Origin of the sequence: Terrabacter aerolatus (genome assembly GCF_007991735.1) — a bacterium.
GTDB lineage: Bacteria > Actinomycetota > Actinomycetes > Actinomycetales > Dermatophilaceae > Terrabacter > Terrabacter aerolatus.
In genome coordinates this window covers 62,338-79,477 of record NZ_BJYX01000005.1, presented here as the reverse complement: position 1 = coordinate 79,477, position 17,140 = coordinate 62,338, and the positions used below count along the sequence as shown (strand labels likewise).

At 72.3% G+C, this 17,140-nt stretch carries 13 protein-coding genes; 10 read left to right on the top strand and 3 right to left on the bottom strand.

Annotation, left to right across the window (positions count from 1 at the left end):
• Positions 1 to 6: 6 nt before the first annotated feature.
• Entirely contained in the window at positions 7 to 819 is an 813-nt protein-coding gene (locus TAE01_RS06575) for a DeoR/GlpR family DNA-binding transcription regulator (RefSeq protein ID WP_147064665.1), read from the bottom strand.
• Between the two features lie 244 nt (positions 820 to 1,063).
• On the opposite strand from TAE01_RS06575, the gene TAE01_RS06570 reads away from it, so the two are divergent.
• The 10 genes from TAE01_RS06570 to TAE01_RS06525 all read left to right on the top strand — a co-directional run bounded on the left by TAE01_RS06570 (position 1,064) and on the right by TAE01_RS06525 (position 14,867).
• Positions 1,064 to 2,341 carry an ABC transporter substrate-binding protein gene (locus TAE01_RS06570; protein ID WP_246111183.1) on the top strand — a complete coding sequence of 426 codons (1,278 nt, stop codon included), beginning with the start codon at positions 1,064 to 1,066 and terminating at the stop codon, positions 2,339 to 2,341.
• Positions 2,342 to 2,396: 55 nt separating this feature from the next.
• A complete protein-coding gene (locus TAE01_RS06565; protein ID WP_147064664.1) occupies positions 2,397 to 3,359 on the top strand; it encodes a carbohydrate ABC transporter permease in 963 nt (320 codons plus the stop codon).
• A 2-nt stretch (positions 3,360 to 3,361) separates the two neighbouring features.
• Positions 3,362 to 4,246 carry a carbohydrate ABC transporter permease gene (locus tag TAE01_RS06560; protein ID WP_147064662.1) on the top strand — a complete coding sequence of 295 codons (885 nt, stop codon included), beginning with the start codon at positions 3,362 to 3,364 and terminating at the stop codon, positions 4,244 to 4,246.
• Positions 4,247 to 4,288: 42 nt separating this feature from the next.
• A complete protein-coding gene (locus TAE01_RS06555) occupies positions 4,289 to 5,149 on the top strand; it encodes a ketose-bisphosphate aldolase (RefSeq protein WP_147064659.1) in 861 nt (286 codons plus the stop codon).
• Positions 5,146 to 6,372, top strand: a complete 1,227-nt coding sequence (locus TAE01_RS06550; protein WP_186815072.1) for an ADP-dependent glucokinase/phosphofructokinase — start codon at positions 5,146 to 5,148, stop codon at positions 6,370 to 6,372. Before TAE01_RS06555 ends, TAE01_RS06550 begins: the two co-directional genes overlap by 4 nt.
• Before the next feature lies 1 nt (position 6,373).
• A complete protein-coding gene (locus TAE01_RS06545) occupies positions 6,374 to 7,690 on the top strand; it encodes an AGE family epimerase/isomerase (protein WP_147064655.1) in 1,317 nt (438 codons plus the stop codon).
• 100 nt (positions 7,691 to 7,790) lie between these two features.
• Positions 7,791 to 8,303: a universal stress protein gene (locus TAE01_RS06540; RefSeq protein WP_147064652.1), complete on the top strand. Its 513-nt coding sequence runs from the start codon at positions 7,791 to 7,793 to the stop codon at positions 8,301 to 8,303.
• A gap of 78 nt (positions 8,304 to 8,381) precedes the next feature.
• Complete coding sequence (locus TAE01_RS06535; RefSeq protein WP_147064650.1) at positions 8,382 to 13,307, top strand: ATP-dependent helicase; 4,926 nt, start codon at positions 8,382 to 8,384, stop codon at positions 13,305 to 13,307.
• Positions 13,308 to 13,503: 196 nt separating this feature from the next.
• Positions 13,504 to 14,373 (top strand): DNA-formamidopyrimidine glycosylase family protein, encoded by an 870-nt coding sequence (locus tag TAE01_RS06530; RefSeq protein WP_147064899.1) that lies wholly within the window; start codon positions 13,504 to 13,506, stop codon positions 14,371 to 14,373.
• 68 nt (positions 14,374 to 14,441) lie between these two features.
• On the top strand, positions 14,442 to 14,867 hold the full coding sequence (locus TAE01_RS06525) for a VOC family protein (RefSeq protein WP_147064648.1): 426 nt from the start codon (positions 14,442 to 14,444) through the stop codon (positions 14,865 to 14,867).
• A gap of 78 nt (positions 14,868 to 14,945) precedes the next feature.
• On the opposite strand, the gene TAE01_RS06520 is transcribed toward TAE01_RS06525, so the two are convergent.
• Together TAE01_RS06520 and TAE01_RS06515 are read right to left on the bottom strand one after the other, a co-directional pair.
• Positions 14,946 to 15,857: a carbohydrate kinase family protein gene (locus TAE01_RS06520; RefSeq protein ID WP_147064646.1), complete on the bottom strand. Its 912-nt coding sequence runs from the start codon at positions 15,855 to 15,857 to the stop codon at positions 14,946 to 14,948.
• Positions 15,858 to 15,894: 37 nt separating this feature from the next.
• The gene (locus tag TAE01_RS06515) at positions 15,895 to 17,130 is read right to left on the bottom strand and encodes a hypothetical protein (protein ID WP_147064644.1); all 1,236 of its coding nucleotides are present in this window, start codon (positions 17,128 to 17,130) and stop codon (positions 15,895 to 15,897) included.
• Positions 17,131 to 17,140 lie beyond the last annotated feature (10 nt).

Here is a 17,140-nt window from a genome sequence, read left to right as displayed (position 1 = left end):
GCCGGGTCAGGGCTTCTCGGGCGGCGGTGACCACAGGACCTCGACGTTGCTGCGCCGCAGTGCGGCTGCGAGCTCGGCGGGTGGCTCCCGGTCCGTGACGAACCAGTCGGCTGCCTCGAGCTCGGCGACCTGGACGAAGAGCCGCCGGTCGATCTTGGAGGAGTCCGCGAGGATCGCCACGTTGCTGGCCCGCTCGAGCATCTTGCGCATCATCGCCGCCTCGGCGAGGTTGCCGGTGAAGTAGCCGTCGAGGGAGACCCCGCCGACGGTGACGAGCGCGAGGTCGCAGCGGATGTCCATGTCCCGACCGCCGAGTGACACGGGGAAGGCGACCGGGCCGATCGTGGCCTGGGCGACGAGGCTGACGTCACCACCGAACACGTAGAGGTCGCGGAGGCACTTCGTCGGCACCTCGGCCGGGAGGCGGAGGTTGTTCGTCGCGATGGTGAGGCCGCGGTGCTGCCGCAGGTGCCGTGCCACGGCGAGGGCGGTGGTGCCGGCGTTGATGATGAGGACGTCGCCGTCGGTGACGAGGCCGGCCGCGATCGCGCCGATCCGCTCCTTGGCGGCGGGGTGCACCTGGATGCGCGTGTTGAGACTCGGGTCCATCCGCGGCATCCGGGTGGGGTCGACGGCTCCGCCGCGGGTGCGCTTGACCAGCCCCTCGCCGTCGAGCTGGTCGAGGTCGCGCCGGATCGTGTCGGCCGAGACGCCGAGACGATCGGCCAGCGCCTGCACGGTCACCTGTCCCGCCTCGGTCACGATCGCGACGACGGCGGCCTTGCGGCTGGCGGGTAGATGGGTCGAGTCGTCCTCCATGCCGTGGAGCATACGGCGGAAAGGTGCAGCAAAGGTGCCGCTCCCTGCACTTTTCTACGGTTTGTTGCCATGCAGCGCGTCTCACAGCCCGGACGGGTGCGGAAAATTCCCCCGAACTCCTTGACCGTGCGACTTTGGCGCCGTTAACTTCGCACTAAGGGGCAAGAAACAGCAACTACATGCAGGCGATGGAGCCAGGATCGGAGCAGTGATGCGAGCACAGAGTGGTGCTACACGAATGGTGATGGTGGCCGGCGCGGTCGCCGCGCTCAGCGTCGTGGCCGCGTGCGGTGGTGGGGAGGGATCCCCGATCGGCAACGCCGGCGGCGACAGCACGAAGGCGAGCGACGGGTCGGTGACCCTCGAGTTCTCGCAGTGGTGGGAGCCCGAGATGCCCAAGGGTGCGCTGCGCGGCATCATGGACGACTTCGAGAAGGCGAACCCGGGCATCAAGGTCAACCTGATCAGCGCCCCCTACGCCTCGACGCAGCAGCAGACCGTGGCCGGCGCCGCCTCCAAGACGCTGGCCGACGTCGTCGGTCTCGACGGGGCCTGGGTCAGCGACTTCGCCAAGCAGAAGGCGATCGCCGACCTCAGCACCCTCATGAAGGACTCGGGCTACGACGAGTCCCAGCTCGCCAGCCAGATCAAGGTCGGCGGGGAGACGTACATGATCCCCGTCGTCAACTTCGTCTACCCGATGTTCAGCAACGACGACCTGCTGGCCAAGGCCGGCGTCAGCGCGCCGCCCGCGACGCGGACGCAGTTCGCCGACGCCGCCAAGAAGGTCACCGCGACGGGCAACGGCGCCTACGGCTGGATCCTGCCGCTCGCGCAGGACGCGCCCAACGGCATCCAGAACGACGTCATGTCGTGGGCCTGGGCCTCCGGCGGCTCGATGCTCAAGGACGGCAAGCCCGACGTCACCAACGCCGCGGTCACGAGCGTCGTCACCTTCATCAAGTCGCTCTGGGACGCCAAGGTCATCGCACCGGGGGCCCTGACGATGAAGGAGCAGGACAAGGTCGAGCAGTTCACCAACGGCCGGGTCGGCATGATGATCGACTCGCTCGCGCACATCAACCTCATCCGGCAGAACAACCCGAAGCTGAAGTTCAGCATCTCGGCGCTGCCCGCCGAGGACGGCTACACGGGCAAGCGCGGGATGCCGTACGCGTCGTGGGGGATCGGGGTCTCCGACTCCAGCCCGCACAAGGCGCAGGCGTTCAAGCTCGTGCAGTACCTCATGAGCACCGACGTCAACGCCAAGCTGTCGTCGATCGCCAACGCCTTCCCGGGCAACACGAAGTCGGTCCCCGACTTCGTGAAGTCGGACGCGATGTTCAAGACCGCCTTCGACATCTGGAACAAGGGCGTCCCCGCCAACGAGTTCACGGGACTGCCCACCGCCGAGGACCTCATGCGCAGCTTCGACGTGCAGCTGCAGGAGACCCTCGCCAACGGCCAGCCGGTCAACACCTCACTGTCCAACGTCCAGGCCGACTGGTCATCCAAGTTCTGACCCGCTGACGGCGGGGCGGGCCACACGCCGGTCCGCCCCGCCCGGGAGGCAACACATGTCCGCACCCACGATCCCCGCGCCGACGGCGCCGAGCCCGGCGCGCCCCGGCAGGCCGGCCGGTGCCGCGCCCGGCCGACGCCGCACCTCGCTCGGACGGCGCCTCGCGCCCTACGGCTACCTGGCCCCCGTGGCCGTCCTCATGCTGGTGCTGATGATCCTGCCCGTGGCAGTGGTCATCCGGTACTCCTTCTTCGACAACGTCATCATCAGCCCGACGTCGGTGCTGGTCGGGCTGCGGAACTACGTGCAGATCCTCACGGACCCGCTGTTCCGCACCGCGACGCGCAACACCGCGGTCTTCACCGGGGTGAGCGTCCTGGCCCACCTCGTGCTCGGACTCGGCTTCGCGATGCTGCTCAACTCCCCGCTGCTGGGCCGCCGCACCAAGACGGTCTTCCGCACGATCTTCGTCATGCCGTGGCTGCTCACCGTCGCCATCATCGCGATCCTCTGGCGCCTGCTGCTCGACCCGAACGGCGTCGTCAACTTCGGCCTCCAGTCGGTCGGCCTCATCGACGGTCCGGTCGCGTGGTTCTCCGAGCTCAACCTGGCCCTGCCGGCCGTCACGGTGATGAACATCTGGGCCGGCTACCCCTTCTTCATGGTGAGCCTGCTCGCCGGTCTCCAGGGCATCTCGGCCGACCTATACGAGGCCGCCGCCGTCGACGGGGCCTCGTGGTGGCGCCGCTTCTTCCACGTCACGCTGCCCTCGCTGCGGCCCATCATCATCAGCATGGCGCTGCTCGACGTCATCTGGACCTCGCAGCAGTTCCCGCTCATCTGGATGACGACCGGCGGCGGTCCCCTCGAACGCACCGAGATGCTCAGCACCTACACCTACAAGCTGGCCTTCAGCGAGTACCAGTTCGCCCAGGCCTCGGCGAGCGCCGTGATCATGCTCCTCGTCGCGCTCGTGCTCGCCGTCTTCTACGTCCGTCACCAGCGAGCGAGGGACTGACCATGACCACCTCGAACCCCACGGTCACGCACCTTCCCGCTCGGCGGAACACGGTGCGCACCAACCGGACCCTGCAGAAGGTCGGTGTCTGGGTGAGCCTCCTGCTCGGCGCGGCCTTCGCCGGGCTGCCGATCCTCTGGATGGTCTCGAGCTCCTTCAAGGACAACTCCGAGATCTTCGCCTGGCCGCCGAAGCTCATCACCGAGAACTTCTCGTTCGCGGCATACACCTCGGTCTTCACCGACCCGGTCAAGGTGCGCTTCTTCGTCAACAGCTACGTCATCGCCATCACGGTCACCGTGCTGACGCTCGTCGTGGCCATCCTCGCCGCCTACGCGTTCAGCCGCTTCGAGTTCCGCGGCAAGGCGCTCGTCAACGTCGTCATCGTCGGCATCCAGGCGGTGCCGCCGATCACGCTGCTCATCCCGTACTTCGGCCTCATCGTCGCGCTGCGGCTCTACAACACCTACCAGGGCCTCGTGCTCACCTACATGGTCTTCACGCTGCCCTACGCCATCGTCATGATGACCGGCTACTTCAACACCCTGCCGCGCGAGCTCGACGAGGCCGCGCGGGTCGACGGCACGTCGAGCTTCGGCGCCCTGTGGCGCATCCTCGTGCCGATCTCGATGCCGGGCATCGTCTCGGTCGCCGTCTACACCTTCATGATCGCGTGGAACGAGTACCTCTTCGCGCTCACCCTCACCCGGACCGACAACATGCGCACCGTGCCGATCGGCATCCAGCTCCTCATGGGACAGCACTCCTACGAGTGGAGCGAGATGATGGCGATGAGCGTGCTCGGGAGCATCCCGGTCCTGGTCCTCTTCGTGTTCTTCCAGAAGTTCTTCATCGGCGGCATGACTGCCGGTGCCGTCAAGAACTGAGCACAGGTCACCACACCCATCCCGAGAGAAAGACGCACCCCCATGCTCGTCAACGGAGTCAAGCTCCTCCAGGTCGCCCGTGAGAACCACTTCGCGGTGCCGGCGTTCAACATCAGCGACCACGCCATGATGAAGGGCATCTTCGAGATCAGCGAGGAGACCGAGTCGCCGCTCATCATCGCCATCCACCCCGACGAGGTCAGCCACGTCGGCTCCGACTTCCTCAGCTCCGCTCTGAGCCGCGCCCGTCGCGCCACCGTGCCCGTCGCCATCCACTGGGACCACGGCGCCAGCTACGAGGAGGCCATCCGCGCCATCCAGCTCGGGTTCACCTCCGTCATGATCGACGCCTCGCTCAAGCCCTTCGACGACAACGTCGCCATCTCCCGGAAGGTGGCCGAGGCCGCGCACGCCGTCGACGTCAGCGTCGAGGCCGAGCTCGGCACCATCGGCAAGACCGACGACGAGGCCGAGGCCGGCACCGACTCGATCATCTACACCGACCCCGACGACGCCGTCCGCTTCGTCGAGCTCACCGGCGTCGACAGCCTCGCCGTCGCGATCGGCACGTGCCACGGCCTGTACCCCGACTGGATGAAGCCCGAGATCAAGCTCGACCTGCTCGAGCAGATCGAGGCCAAGGTCTCGATCCCGCTCGTGCTGCACGGCGGCTCCGGCAACCCCGACGAGGAGATCGCCAAGTCGGTCTCCCACGGCATCGCCAAGATCAACATCAGCAGCGACATCAAGGTGGCCTACCACGACAAGATGCGTGAGGTCCTCGCGGACACCAAGCTGCGGGAGCCGAACTCGATCCAGCCGCCGTGCCTCGCCGCGATGAAGGCCACGGCTGCGCACAAGATCGAGCTGTTCAACGCGACCGGGAAGGCCGCACTGTATTGAGCACTCCTCCTGTCGTCCTCGGGTTCGGGGCGGCGGTCGACCGCGAGGTCACCTGGGATGCCGTGGTGCTGGGCGAGCTGGCCCGGCACCACGGGATCGGTCCCGACGACCTCGGGGGCGTCGGGCCCATCCGGACCGAGCGCGACCTCGTCGCCTCGATCCTCGGCTACCTCGCGCACGGCGCCGGCGGCGAGCGCCGCGTCGAGGACCCTGACGTCATCACCACGTTCTGCGCCCGCTTCACCGGCGTCACCTCGCTCGGAGGCACGTGCGTGCGGGCCGCCGCGGCGATGCAGCGCCTCGGCCAGCAGGCCACCGTCCACCTGTCCTTCGTGGACGACCAGGTGCGGGCCCTGCTGCCACCGGGGACCGGTCACCTCGTCGGCGAGAGCACCGAACCGACGTATCCGCACCTCATCCTGCAGTACCCCTCCGGTGCCCGGCTGCGCACCGACCGCCTCGACCTCGTGGCGGCGCGCGCCAACCGGATCATCTACGTCAACGACCCCGCCAACGAGCGGATCGCGCTCAGCCCTGACCTCGACGAGGCCGTGGCCGGGGCGTCGGTCTTCCTCGTCTCGGGGCTCAACGCCCTGCGCACCCTGCCCGACCTGCGCTCCCGGCTCGAGACCGTCGAGCGCAGCATCGAGGGCGCTCGTCCCGATGCCCTCGTGTTCTACGAGGACGCCGGCTACCACGAGCTCGACCTGGCCGAGGTCGCTCGAGGTCACCTCACCCGGCTCGTCGACGTCTACAGCCTGAGCGACGAGGAGCTCTCCGTCGTCGTGGGTCGTCCGGTCGACCTCCTCGACGCCGCCGACGTGCTCGACGCCGTGACCGTGGTCGCGTCCGCCGCCGGAGTGCCCGTCCTCGTCGTGCACTCCCGTCACTGGGCGCTCGCCGTCGGGGCCGCGGCCTCGCACGTCGCGCCGGCGCTCGCGACCGGGGTGGCCCTCGCGACCGCGCGCTACGCCCACGGCTCGACGGCGTCGGCGGCCGACGTCGACTCCGTCCGAAACGCACCGGTCGAGGAGGCGACGACGCGCTTCGTCACCGGCCTGTCGGTGCTCGGCGGGGCCCGCGTCGCCTGCGTCCCGGTGCCCGTCGTCGAGGTCGAGCACCCGACGACGGTGGGTCTCGGAGACACCTTCGTCGGTGGCTTCCTCGCCGAGTGTGCCGCCGCTCCCGCCATCCGTACCGCCGTCTCCCGAAGGGCGTCCTGACATGACCGCACCCCTCTCGCCCGTGCCCCCACCGTCGACGCCTCCGGGCACGGCGTCGGACACGCCTCCGGGCACGGCGTCGGACACGCCGACGGCGGACGCGTCGGGCCGGCCGTGGGTCGAGCGCCCGAGCCACCAGCGATGGGCCGAGGACCGGTTCGCGCGGATGATCGAGTTCGTCCTGCCGAGCGTCCTGCCCGGCGGCGGGTTCGCCTACCTCGGCGGCGACGGGCTGCCGATGCCGGGCCGCCGACCGACGCTGCTGCTCACGGCCCGGATGACGCACGTCGCCGGTCTCGCCTCGGTGCTCGGGATCCCGGGTGCCGGACGCCTGCTCGACCACGGCCTGTCCTCCCTCTCCGGACCGTTCCACGACGCGGAGGCCGGCGGCTGGTTCGGCACCCTCGAGCGCGACGGGCGCAAGACGGCATACGAGCACGTGCACGTCGTCCTGGCGGCGAGCTCGGCGCTGGCAGCAGGTGCCCCGGGCGCCGCGCGGCTCGCGGCGCTGGCCGCGGGGGTCGTCGAGGAGCGGTTCTGGGACGAGGAGGCCGGCGCCCTGCGCGAGTCCTTCGACGCGACGTGGGGCGACCCCGAGCCCTACCGCGGGGCCAACGCCAACATGCATGCCGTCGAGGCGTTCCTGGCCCTCGGCGACGCCGCCGACGACGACCGCTGGCACGCACGGGCCCTGCGCATCTGCGAGCGCGTCGTCGAGCACGCCCGCAGTCACGGCTGGCTCATCCCCGAGCACTTCGACGCGCAATGGCGTGAGCTGCCCGACTACAACCGCGACGACCCCGACCACCCGTTCCGTCCCTACGGTGCGACGTACGGCCACTCGCTCGAGTGGGCGCGACTGCTGTGCGGGCTGCACGCGTCGCCGCGGGTCGTGACCCCGGCGTGGGTGCTCGAGGCCGCCCAGGCGCTGACCCGGACGGCGCTGGGTGCCTGGGGCGTCGACGGACGCGAGGGCCTCGTCTACACCGTCGACTGGGACGGTCGGCCCGTCTCGACCGTGCGCCTGCACTGGCCCGTCTGCGAGGGGATCCAGGCGACCGCGTCGCTGCGCGCCATCACCGGCGACGAGGAGTGGGAGCGGTGGTACCGCCGTCTCTGGGACCACGCGGCCGCCCACTTCGTCACCCCCACGGGGAGCTGGGTCAACGAGCTGGACGAGGACTTCGGGGAGGGCGGGGCCGTCTGGCCCGGGCGGCCCGACGTCTACCACGCGGCCGGGGCCTACCTCGCGCCCCTGCTCCCGGTGTGGCCCTTCCTGACCGTCGCCGCCGCCCAGCGAGGGCTGCGCCGCAGCTGACCTCGGGCGGGTCGTATGCCGTGTGGTGACCAGGGGACCAACGGCCCTGTGCGGCCGTCCCCGCTCACGCGAGGCTGGAGGAGACGAGAGGCGGCACCCCATGACCGAGCCCAGCGAGACCTCGAGCGACCCGGTGAGCGACCCGACGAGCGACCCGACGAGCGGCACGGCGACCGACCCGACGAGCGGCACGGCCCGTGGCCGGATCGTCGTGGGGGTCGACGGGTCCGAGTCCTCCAAGCAGGCGCTGCGCTGGGCCGCGCGCCTCGCCGCGACCGACGGCAGCCGGATCGAGGCCGTCACCGCGTGGGACTACCCGCCGAGCTTCAACGCGCCCGTCGACGTCGACTGGCGGCCCGACGTCGACGCCGAGACGGTCCTGACCGAGACCCTCGACGAGGTGTTCGGGGCCGACCGTCCCGAGGGGCTCGAGCCCGTCGTCGTGCACGGGCCGGCCCGGACCGAGCTCATCGAGGCCAGCCGGGGTGCCTCGCTGCTCGTCGTCGGCAGCCGGGGCCACGGTGGCTTCGCGGGTCTGCTCCTCGGCTCGGTCAGCTCGGCGTGCTCCGAGCACGCACACTGCCCCGTGCTCGTGCTCCACGACCACGACTGAGGGGCCACCCGCCCGCGGCACGAGCCGCGGGCTCGGGGCGGCTGGGGGATGTCGGTGCGGGATGGCAGGCTGGCCCCGATGGCAAAGGGCAAGCAGGCCGACGTGCTCGACCGGTTCTCCCCGGCGACCGCCGCGTGGTTCCGGGGCAGCTTCAGCGCGCCCACGACCGCGCAGGCTGGCGCGTGGGACGCGATCAGCTCCGGTCACCACACCGTCGTCGTGGCGCCCACGGGCTCGGGCAAGACGCTCTCCGCCTTCCTCTGGGCCATCGACCGGATGGCGAGCGCGCCGGTGCCCGAGGAGCGGCTCGAGCGCTGCCGCGTGCTCTACATCTCGCCGATGAAGGCGCTCGCGGTCGACGTCGAGCGCAACCTGCGCGCGCCGCTCGTCGGCATCGGCCACGCCGCCACCCGGCTCGAGCTGCCGCCGCCCGACATCAGCGTCAGCGTGCGCTCGGGCGACACCCCGGCCAACGAGCGCCGGGCCTTCGCCCGCACGCCCACCGACATCCTCATCACGACGCCCGAGTCGCTCTTCCTCATGCTCACCTCGTCGGTGCGCGAGGCGCTCAAGGGCGTCGAGACGGTCATCCTCGACGAGGTCCACGCCGTGGCGGGCACCAAGCGCGGCGCGCACCTCGCGCTCAGCCTCGAGCGGCTCGACGCCCTGCTGCCCAAGCCCGCCCAGCGGGTCGGGCTGTCGGCGACGGTGCGGCCCGTCGAGGAGGTCGCCCGGTACCTCGCGGGCGGGCGTCCCGTCGAGATCGTCCAGCCCGAGTCGACCAAGCAGTGGGACCTCGACGTCGTCGTGCCGGTCCCCGACATGGGCGAGCTCGGCAGCGCCCCGGCCGAGATCTCTCCCGGCGTCCCCGACCTGTCCGGCCCCGCCGCGGGGCAGGCGCCGCAGGCGAGCATCTGGCCGCACGTCGAGGAGCGCATCGTCGACCTCATCGCCGACCACCGTTCGACCCTCGTCTTCGCCAACTCCCGCCGCCTCGCCGAGCGGCTCACCTCGCGGCTCAACGAGATCTGGGAGGAGCGGCTCGCCGAGCAGGAGGGGCTCCCCGTCCCGAGCCTCGCCGCCCTGTCGACGCAGCCGCCCGCCCAGGTCATGGCCCAGGCCGGGTCCTCCCGGGGGGCGCCGGCGGTGCTCGCCCGCGCCCACCACGGGTCGGTGAGCAAGGAGCACCGTGCCACCATCGAGGAGGACCTCAAGGCCGGCCGCCTTCCCGCCGTCGTCGCGACGAGCAGCCTCGAGCTCGGCATCGACATGGGCGCCGTCGACCTCGTCATCCAGGTCGAGAGCCCGCCGTCGGTGGCAAGCGGCCTCCAGCGCGTCGGTCGCGCAGGACACCAGGTCGGCGCGGTCAGCCAGGGCGTCATGTTCCCGAAGTTCCGCGGCGACCTCGTGCAGACCGCCGTCGTCGTCGAGCGCATGCGGGCCGGGGCCATCGAGTCGCTGCGCATCCCCGCCAACCCGGTCGACGTGCTCGCCCAGCAGGTCGTGGCCATGTGCGCCATGGACGACTGGTCGGTCGCCGACGTCGAGGCGCTCGTCCACCGCGCGGCGAGCTTCGCCTCGTTGCCGCGCTCGGTCCTCGAGGCGACGCTCGACATGCTCGCCGGGCGCTACCCGTCCGACGAGTTCGCCGAGCTGCGCCCGCGCATCGTCTGGGACCGTGTCACCGACACGCTCTCCGGCCGCCGTGGAGCCCAGCGCCTCGCGGTCACGAGCGGCGGCACGATCCCCGACCGGGGGTTGTATGCCGTGTTCCTCGCCTCCGGGGAGGGGCCCGGTCGCCGGGTCGGCGAGCTCGACGAGGAGATGGTCTACGAGTCGCGCGTCGGCGACGTCTTCACCCTCGGCACGTCGACGTGGCGCATCGAGGACATCACCCACGACCGCGTCCTCGTCACGCCGGCGCCGGGACAGGCGGGCAAGCTGCCGTTCTGGAAGGGGGACCAGCAGGGGCGCCCCGCCGAGCTCGGCCGTGCCCTCGGCGCGTTCGTCCGCGAGATCGTCGGCCTGACCCCCGAGCGGGCCCGAGCGCGGGTCACCGCGGCCGGTCTCGACGAGTGGGCCGCCGACAACCTCATCGGCTACCTCACCGAGCAGAAGGAGGCCACGCGGCACGTCCCCGACGACCGCACCATCGTCGTCGAGCGCTTCCGCGACGAGATCGGCGACTGGCGCGTCGCCGTGCTCTCGCCCTTCGGTGGCCAGGTGCACGCGCCGTGGGCCCTCTGCGTCGCGGCGCGCATGCGCGAGCGGTTCGGCATCGACGTCCAGGCCATGCACGGCGACGACGGCATCGTCTTCCGGCTGCCCGACCTCGAGTTCGACGACGGCGCGGCCATCGGCCAGCAGCTCGTCGAGCTCGTGACGCTCGAGCCGGAGGAGGTCAGCGAGCTCGTCACGCAGGAGATCGGCGGATCCGCCCTGTTCGCAGCGCGGTTCAGGGAGTGCGCGGCCCGGGCCCTGCTCCTGCCGCGCCGCCGGCCCGACAAGCGCCAGCCCCTGTGGCAGCAGCGGCAGCGTGCCGCGCAGCTGCTCGAGGTGGCCAGCCAGTACCCCAGCTTCCCGATCGTCCTCGAGGCCGTGCGCGAGTGCGTCCAGGACGTCTTCGACGTGCCGGGGCTCGTCGAGCTCATGGGCGACATCCGCTCGCGCGCGGTCAAGGTCGTCGACGTCGAGTCGAGCCAGCCGAGCCCCTTCGCCAAGTCGCTCGTCTTCGGCTACGTCGCGCAGTACCTCTACGAGGGCGACTCGCCCCTGGCCGAGCGCCGGGCCGCGGCCCTCGCGCTCGACCCCTCGCTGCTGTCCGAGCTGCTCGGGCAGGGGGAGGCGCTCGCGCTGCGCGACCTGCTCGACCCCGAGGCGGTGGCCCGCACCGAGGCCGAGCTCCAGCGGCTGACGCCCGAGCGCGGGGCCCGTGACGCCGAGGACGTCGCCGACCTGCTCCGGGTGCTCGGGCCGCTGTCGGTGCGCGACGTCGTCGCCCGAGCGGCCGAGGGCTTCGAGCCGGCTGCCGTCGAGGCCGCCCTCACCGAGCTCGAGGCGGCGCGCCGGGTCATCGCCGTGCGGGTCGGCGGTGACGACCGCTGGGCCGCGATCGAGGACGCCGCCCGGCTGCGGGACGCCCTCGGCACGTCGCTGCCGGTCGGCGTGCCCCAGGCCTTCCTCGACCCCGTGCCCGACCCGCTCGCCGACCTCGTCGCGCGCTTCGCGCGCACCCACGGGCCCTTCGCCGTCCAGACCGTCGCGTCCTGGTGGGGCGTCGGCCCGGCGGTGGTCCACGACGCGCTGCGCCGCCTCGTCTCCGCGGGACGGGTCGTCGAGGGCGAGCTGCTGCCCACCGAGAACGGCGGTGGCCACGGTCCCGAGTTCTGCGACGCCGAGGTGCTGCGCCTGCTCCGTCGCCGGTCGCTGGCCGCGCTGCGCCACGAGGTCGAGCCCGTGGCCCAGCCCGACCTCGCGCGGTTCCTCCCGCAGTGGCAGGGCGTCGGCGGAGGGCTGCGCGGACGCGAGGGACTGCTGCGCGCCGTCGAGCAGCTGACCGGGGCGGTCGTCCCGGCGAGTGCCGTCGAGTCGCTCGTCCTGCCCGCCCGCGTCGCCGACTACCGCCCGGCACTGCTCGACGAGGTCATGAGCGCGGGCGAGGTCGTCTGGCGCGGTCACGGCTCGCTACCCGGCGATGACGGCTGGGTCAGCCTGCACCTCGCCGACGCCGCCCACCTGACGCTGACCCCACCCGAGGCCGTGGAGCTCACCGATGACGAGCAGGCCGTCCTCACCGCCCTCGAGGGCGGCGGTGCGTACTTCTTCCGCGCCCTCTCGACGCGGGTCGGTCTCGGCGACGGCGAGCTGAACGACGCGCTCTGGTCACTGCTGTGGTCCGGCCGCATCACGAACGACACCATCGCGCCGCTGCGCGCCCTGCTCGCCGGGGGCCGCACCGCCCACAAGCGCACGACGAGCGGCCCCCGCTCGACGAGGTATGCCGGCCGGCGCGGTTCGCTCGGTCGCTTCGGTTCCCTGCGGGGCCCCCTGGCAGGCACGAGTCCGGCTCAGGTCGAGGCCGCGGAGGAGGCCGCGACGGGCAAGGCGCTCGCTGCGGGCAGGGCCGTCGGGTCCGGGCCGTCGACCGGTGTCGGCCGGTGGACCGCTCTGCCGCCGGCCGAGTCCGACCCGACCGTACGGGCCGTGACCAATGCCGAGCTGCTCCTCGACCGCTACGGGGTGCTGACCCGCGGCTCGGTGGTCACCGAGGACGTTCCCGGTGGCTTCGCCGCCGTCTACCGCGTGCTCGCCGCGGCGGAGGAGGCCGGCAAGGTGCGGCGCGGCTACTTCGTCGAGGGCCTCGGCGCCTCGCAGTTCGCCTCGACCGGCGCCGTCGACCGGCTGCGGTCGATGTCCCGGCTGCCCGGTGGCGACGACGGCGGCGGTGGGCGCGTCGAGGGGGCCGACGGTGACGAGTGGCTCACGCCCTCACCGGCCGCGTCGGCGGCCTCCGGCCGCGGCGGACGGGGCGGCCGAAGCGGTCGCGAGCGCACCGGTCCGCCGGCGCTCGTCCTCGCCGCCAGCGATCCGGCCAACCCGTACGGCGCGGCCATCGGCTGGCCCGAGCGCGGCCTCACCGACGCCGCCGACGACGAGCCGGTGGCGTCCCCCGACGGCATCGACGGGGTGGCTCCGAAGGGCGCTCGGCGCAAGGGGCATCAGCCGGGTCGCAAGGCCGGAGCCCTCGTCGTGGTCGTCGACGGCGAGCTCGTGCTCTACGTCGAGCGCGGCGGCAAGACGATGCTGTGCTGGTCCGACGACCCCGAGCACCTGCAGGCGGCCGCCGACGCGCTGGCGCTCGCCGTCCGCGAGGGCGCCCTCGGCCGGCTCACCGTCGAGAAGGCCGACGGCGCCTCGGTGCTGGGCTCGGACCACCCTCTCGTCCAGGCGCTGTCACAGGCCGGCTTCCACATGACTCCCCGAGGCCTGCGCCTGCGCCGCTGAGCCGCGAGATCAGGGCGGCGGTCGACTCCGCGCCGCGTCGCGCCCCCGCTCACCGGCGCGACCGTCACACCACCGGCCCGGGTATGCCGTGGGGTGCGAGACCATGGCGTCGACCGTCCTCACGACGGTCCACGGCGCCGCGGCGCTGCACGACGAGGGCGTGACCCGCCCGGTTGACCCGAGACGAGGAGGTGGCGTGCCCGAGGGAGACACCGTGTGGCGCACCGCCACCCGTCTGAACGAGGCGCTCGCGGGGCGCGAGATCGTCGAGTCCGACCTGCGCTGGCCCGAGATCTCGACCGTGGACCTGACGGGGCGCACGACGCTCGAGGTCGTGAGCCGGGGCAAGCACGTGCTCCATCGGGTCGAGGGCGGCCTGACGCTCCACTCGCACCTGCGCATGGAAGGGCAGTGGCGGGTCGAGGCGACGCCCGGACTCGCCTCGCGCTGGCGCCGCAGCCCGCAGCTGCGTGCGCTCGTCGCGGCCGCCGACTGGACGGCCCTCGGTCTGCGGCTCGGCATGCTCGACCTCGTCCCGACCGCGCGGGAGTCCGACGTCGTGGGGCACCTCGGACCCGACGTCCTCGGTGCGGACTGGGACCTCGCGCGCGCTGTCGACAACGTCGTCGCCGGCCACGTCCCCGTCGGGCAGGCGCTGCTCGACCAGCGCAACCTGGCCGGGGTGGGCACCATGTGGTGCGCCGAGACGCTCTTCCTCGAGCGCGTGCCACCGTGGACGCCGGCCGACGAGCTCGGTCGCGACACGGTCGAGCGGGTCGTGGCCCGGGCCCACCGCCTCATCGACAACGGCCGCCGGCACGCGGTCCAGTCGAGCACGGGCAGCTACCGGCTCGACGAGGCGCACTACGTCCACGCCCGGAGCGGCCGGCCGTGCCGTCGGTGCGGCACGACGGTGCGGGTCGCCATGATCGGGGAGCCCACGCGGGAGCGCACGATGTTCTACTGTCCCGGCTGCCAGGGAGGACTGGGCCCGACCGACGACGGACGGCCGCAGGCGCCGCTGGGGTCCAACCGTGGCGCCGCCCGCTCGCGTCGGTCGTACTGAAACGCCGGTGCCGGTCGGCCGTCGGTCCTACGGTGGTGGGGATCAACCCCATCGAGAGGAGCACGGCCATGGCGTCCCGCCTCAACCCCTACATCGGTTTCAAGGACAGCGCCCGAGCGGCGATGGAGTTCTACCAGTCGGTCTTCGGTGGGGAGCTCACCGTGTCGACCTTCGGCGAGTTCGGCCAGCCCGGCCCGGGCGCCGACAACGTCATGCACGCCCAGCTCGAGACCCCGAGCGGCTACACCATCATGGCCTCGGACACCCCGGAGGGGATGCCCTACGAGGAGGGTTCGCGCATCACCGTGAGTCTCAGCGGCGACGACGGGGACGATCTGCGCCGCTTCTGGGACGGCCTCGCCGAGGGCGGCACGGTGACCATGCCGCTCGAGAAGCAGATGTGGGGCGACGAGTTCGGCATGGTCAACGACAAGTTCGGGGTCGGCTGGCTCGTCAACATCGCCGGGCAGCAGTCGGCGGACGCGCCCGCCTGACGGCGGCCCGACGTCGGCCGGGTGGGCCGGACAGGAACGAGGGGCGGCCCCGGGAGACCTCCCGGGGCCGCCCCTCGCTCACCGTCGTGCGGCCAGCTGCCGGTCCAGCTCGTCCGGGTCGATGAGGCTCGAGTGCGTGCCGGGCGTCCCGCACGCCCATGCGCCGGCGATCGTGCCGCTCCGCGCGGCCGCGTGCGCGTCACCGCCCGCGAGCCACGAGTGGAGGAAGGCCGAGACGTAGGCGTCGCCCGCACCGTTCGAGTCGACCGCGGGCCGACCCGGGATGTCGATCGCCGGCACGGCGAACGAGCCGCCGTCGCGCACCGTCACACGGCTCCCGCGGGCGCCGTCCATGACGACGACGAGCCGGGCCCGTCCCCGGTCGAGCACGTCGGAGACGACGTCGCCCTCGATCCCGGCCAGACGCGAGCCCGAGACGAAGACGAGGTCAGCGGCATACGCGAACGGACGGTGGTGAGGCTGGTGCCCGTCCCAGTCGTGCAGGTCGGTCGAGGTCGTGACCCCGGCGGCCGTCGCGTCCTCGAGGGCCGCCACGGTCCAGGGCATGATCGACGCGTGCAGGTGCCGTGCCTGCTCGAGCGCACCACGCCAGAGGGCGGGATCGGGAGACAGGTCGTAGGGGTGGCGCGGGTCGTAGAAGGACATCCGCCGCCCGCCCGCGTCGACGAGGTTGACCGCGCGTCGGGTGCCGCTCTCGTGCACCACGTGGTCGAACGACAGGCCCTCGGCCGCGAAGCGGTCGAGCAGCATCCGGCCCTCGTGGTCGTCACCGATGACGTCGACGAACCGTGTGGCGAGCCCGAGGCGGTGGCAGCCGAGCGCGACGCCGCTCCCGGTGTGGCCCACGACGGTGTCGATCGGCGGGACGACGTGCGAGTCCGCGAACGGGACCGGCAGGGCCTCGACGCGCACGATGGTGTCGACGCCGGCGCCCCCGACGACGAGGACGTCCGTGGTCTGAGCTGTCACCGGACCATTGTGCCTGCGGGCACCCGCCGTCGAGGCGTCAGGGACGGGTGACGCTGAGCAGGCCGAGGCACATCTCGTCGGTGGTGCCTTCGCCCCAGACCACGTAGCGCTCCGGCAGACCCTTGAGGTCCGGCAGCTTGTCGCGCCAGGCCTGGTCGTGGGTGCAGCTGACCTTGATGGAGTCGCCGGGACGGATCGCCGTCGGCGGGATCGGGACCGAGCCCTGGTTGTCGAAGTCCCACACCTTGATGTCGAGCAGGGTCCGCGCCCGCGGGGTCCCCGGGTCGAGCTCGATGCGCAGCGACGATCCGAGCAGGTGCATGTGGCCGGCGACGGCGCGGATCGTGGCCGGGGCCTCGACCCTGCGGGTGCACGACTGGGTGGGACCCGGCGTCGGGATGATCGTGCCGTCGCACACGAGGAGCAGCCCGTTGACGATCGGCCCCGACATGGCGCCGAAGCGCGCGGTGACGTCGGCGATGGCCGCAGAGCGGTCGCAGAGCGGTCCGGACCTGCCCGGACGGCAGGGCAGCTCGACCGGTGCGGGGTAGAGCATGGTCTCGAGCGGCTTGAGCTGCGTCGACGACGACAGCCGCAGCTTCACGGACGTCCGGTCCGGCGTCACGCCGTGGCGGAGGTTGTAGTGCACCTGCATGACGAGGAGCGAGCCGCGTTCGAGCGGGATGCCGACATCGGCGGGCAGGACGTTCTCGCGGCCGCCCGGCGCCCACGCACCCACCCACGGTGCGTCGTCGAGGCTGGCCCCCCGCGAGCCGAGCCCCGTGCCGCCGAAGCAGGTCCACCCGTGGCCACCGCTCTCGGCGTCCCTGGCCCGTGCTGCGGCAGCCGCCGACGGCGGCACCCGGAAGAGGATGACGTGGTGCACCTCGGCGGGCTGCCCGGGCGCGATGTCGAAGCCGGTGACGAAGGAGTCCCGCGCGAGCTTCGGGTCGAGGACGAAGCAGCGGTAGTCGTCGGTGCCCGTCGTCGGTGCCTCGGGGGTGTAGGAGACCGGTGAGGTCACGGTCCGCATCGTCTCGCCGGCGCGCAGCGCCGCCGGCGGGGCCGTGGCCGTCGGGGTGGCCGCGTGACCCGTCGCTCCCGTGGCGGCGTGCTCGGTCGAGTCGGCCGTCGAGTGCCCGGTCGAGTGGGCCGTCGAGTGCCCGTCCAGCCGCGCCTGGGCCGCGGGGTTGGGCGTGCCGCAGCCGGCGGCCAGCAGCGCGACGGCAGCCAGCGCTGCTGCGATGGCGGGCACGCCGCGTCGGGTCCTCATCCAGCCAGTC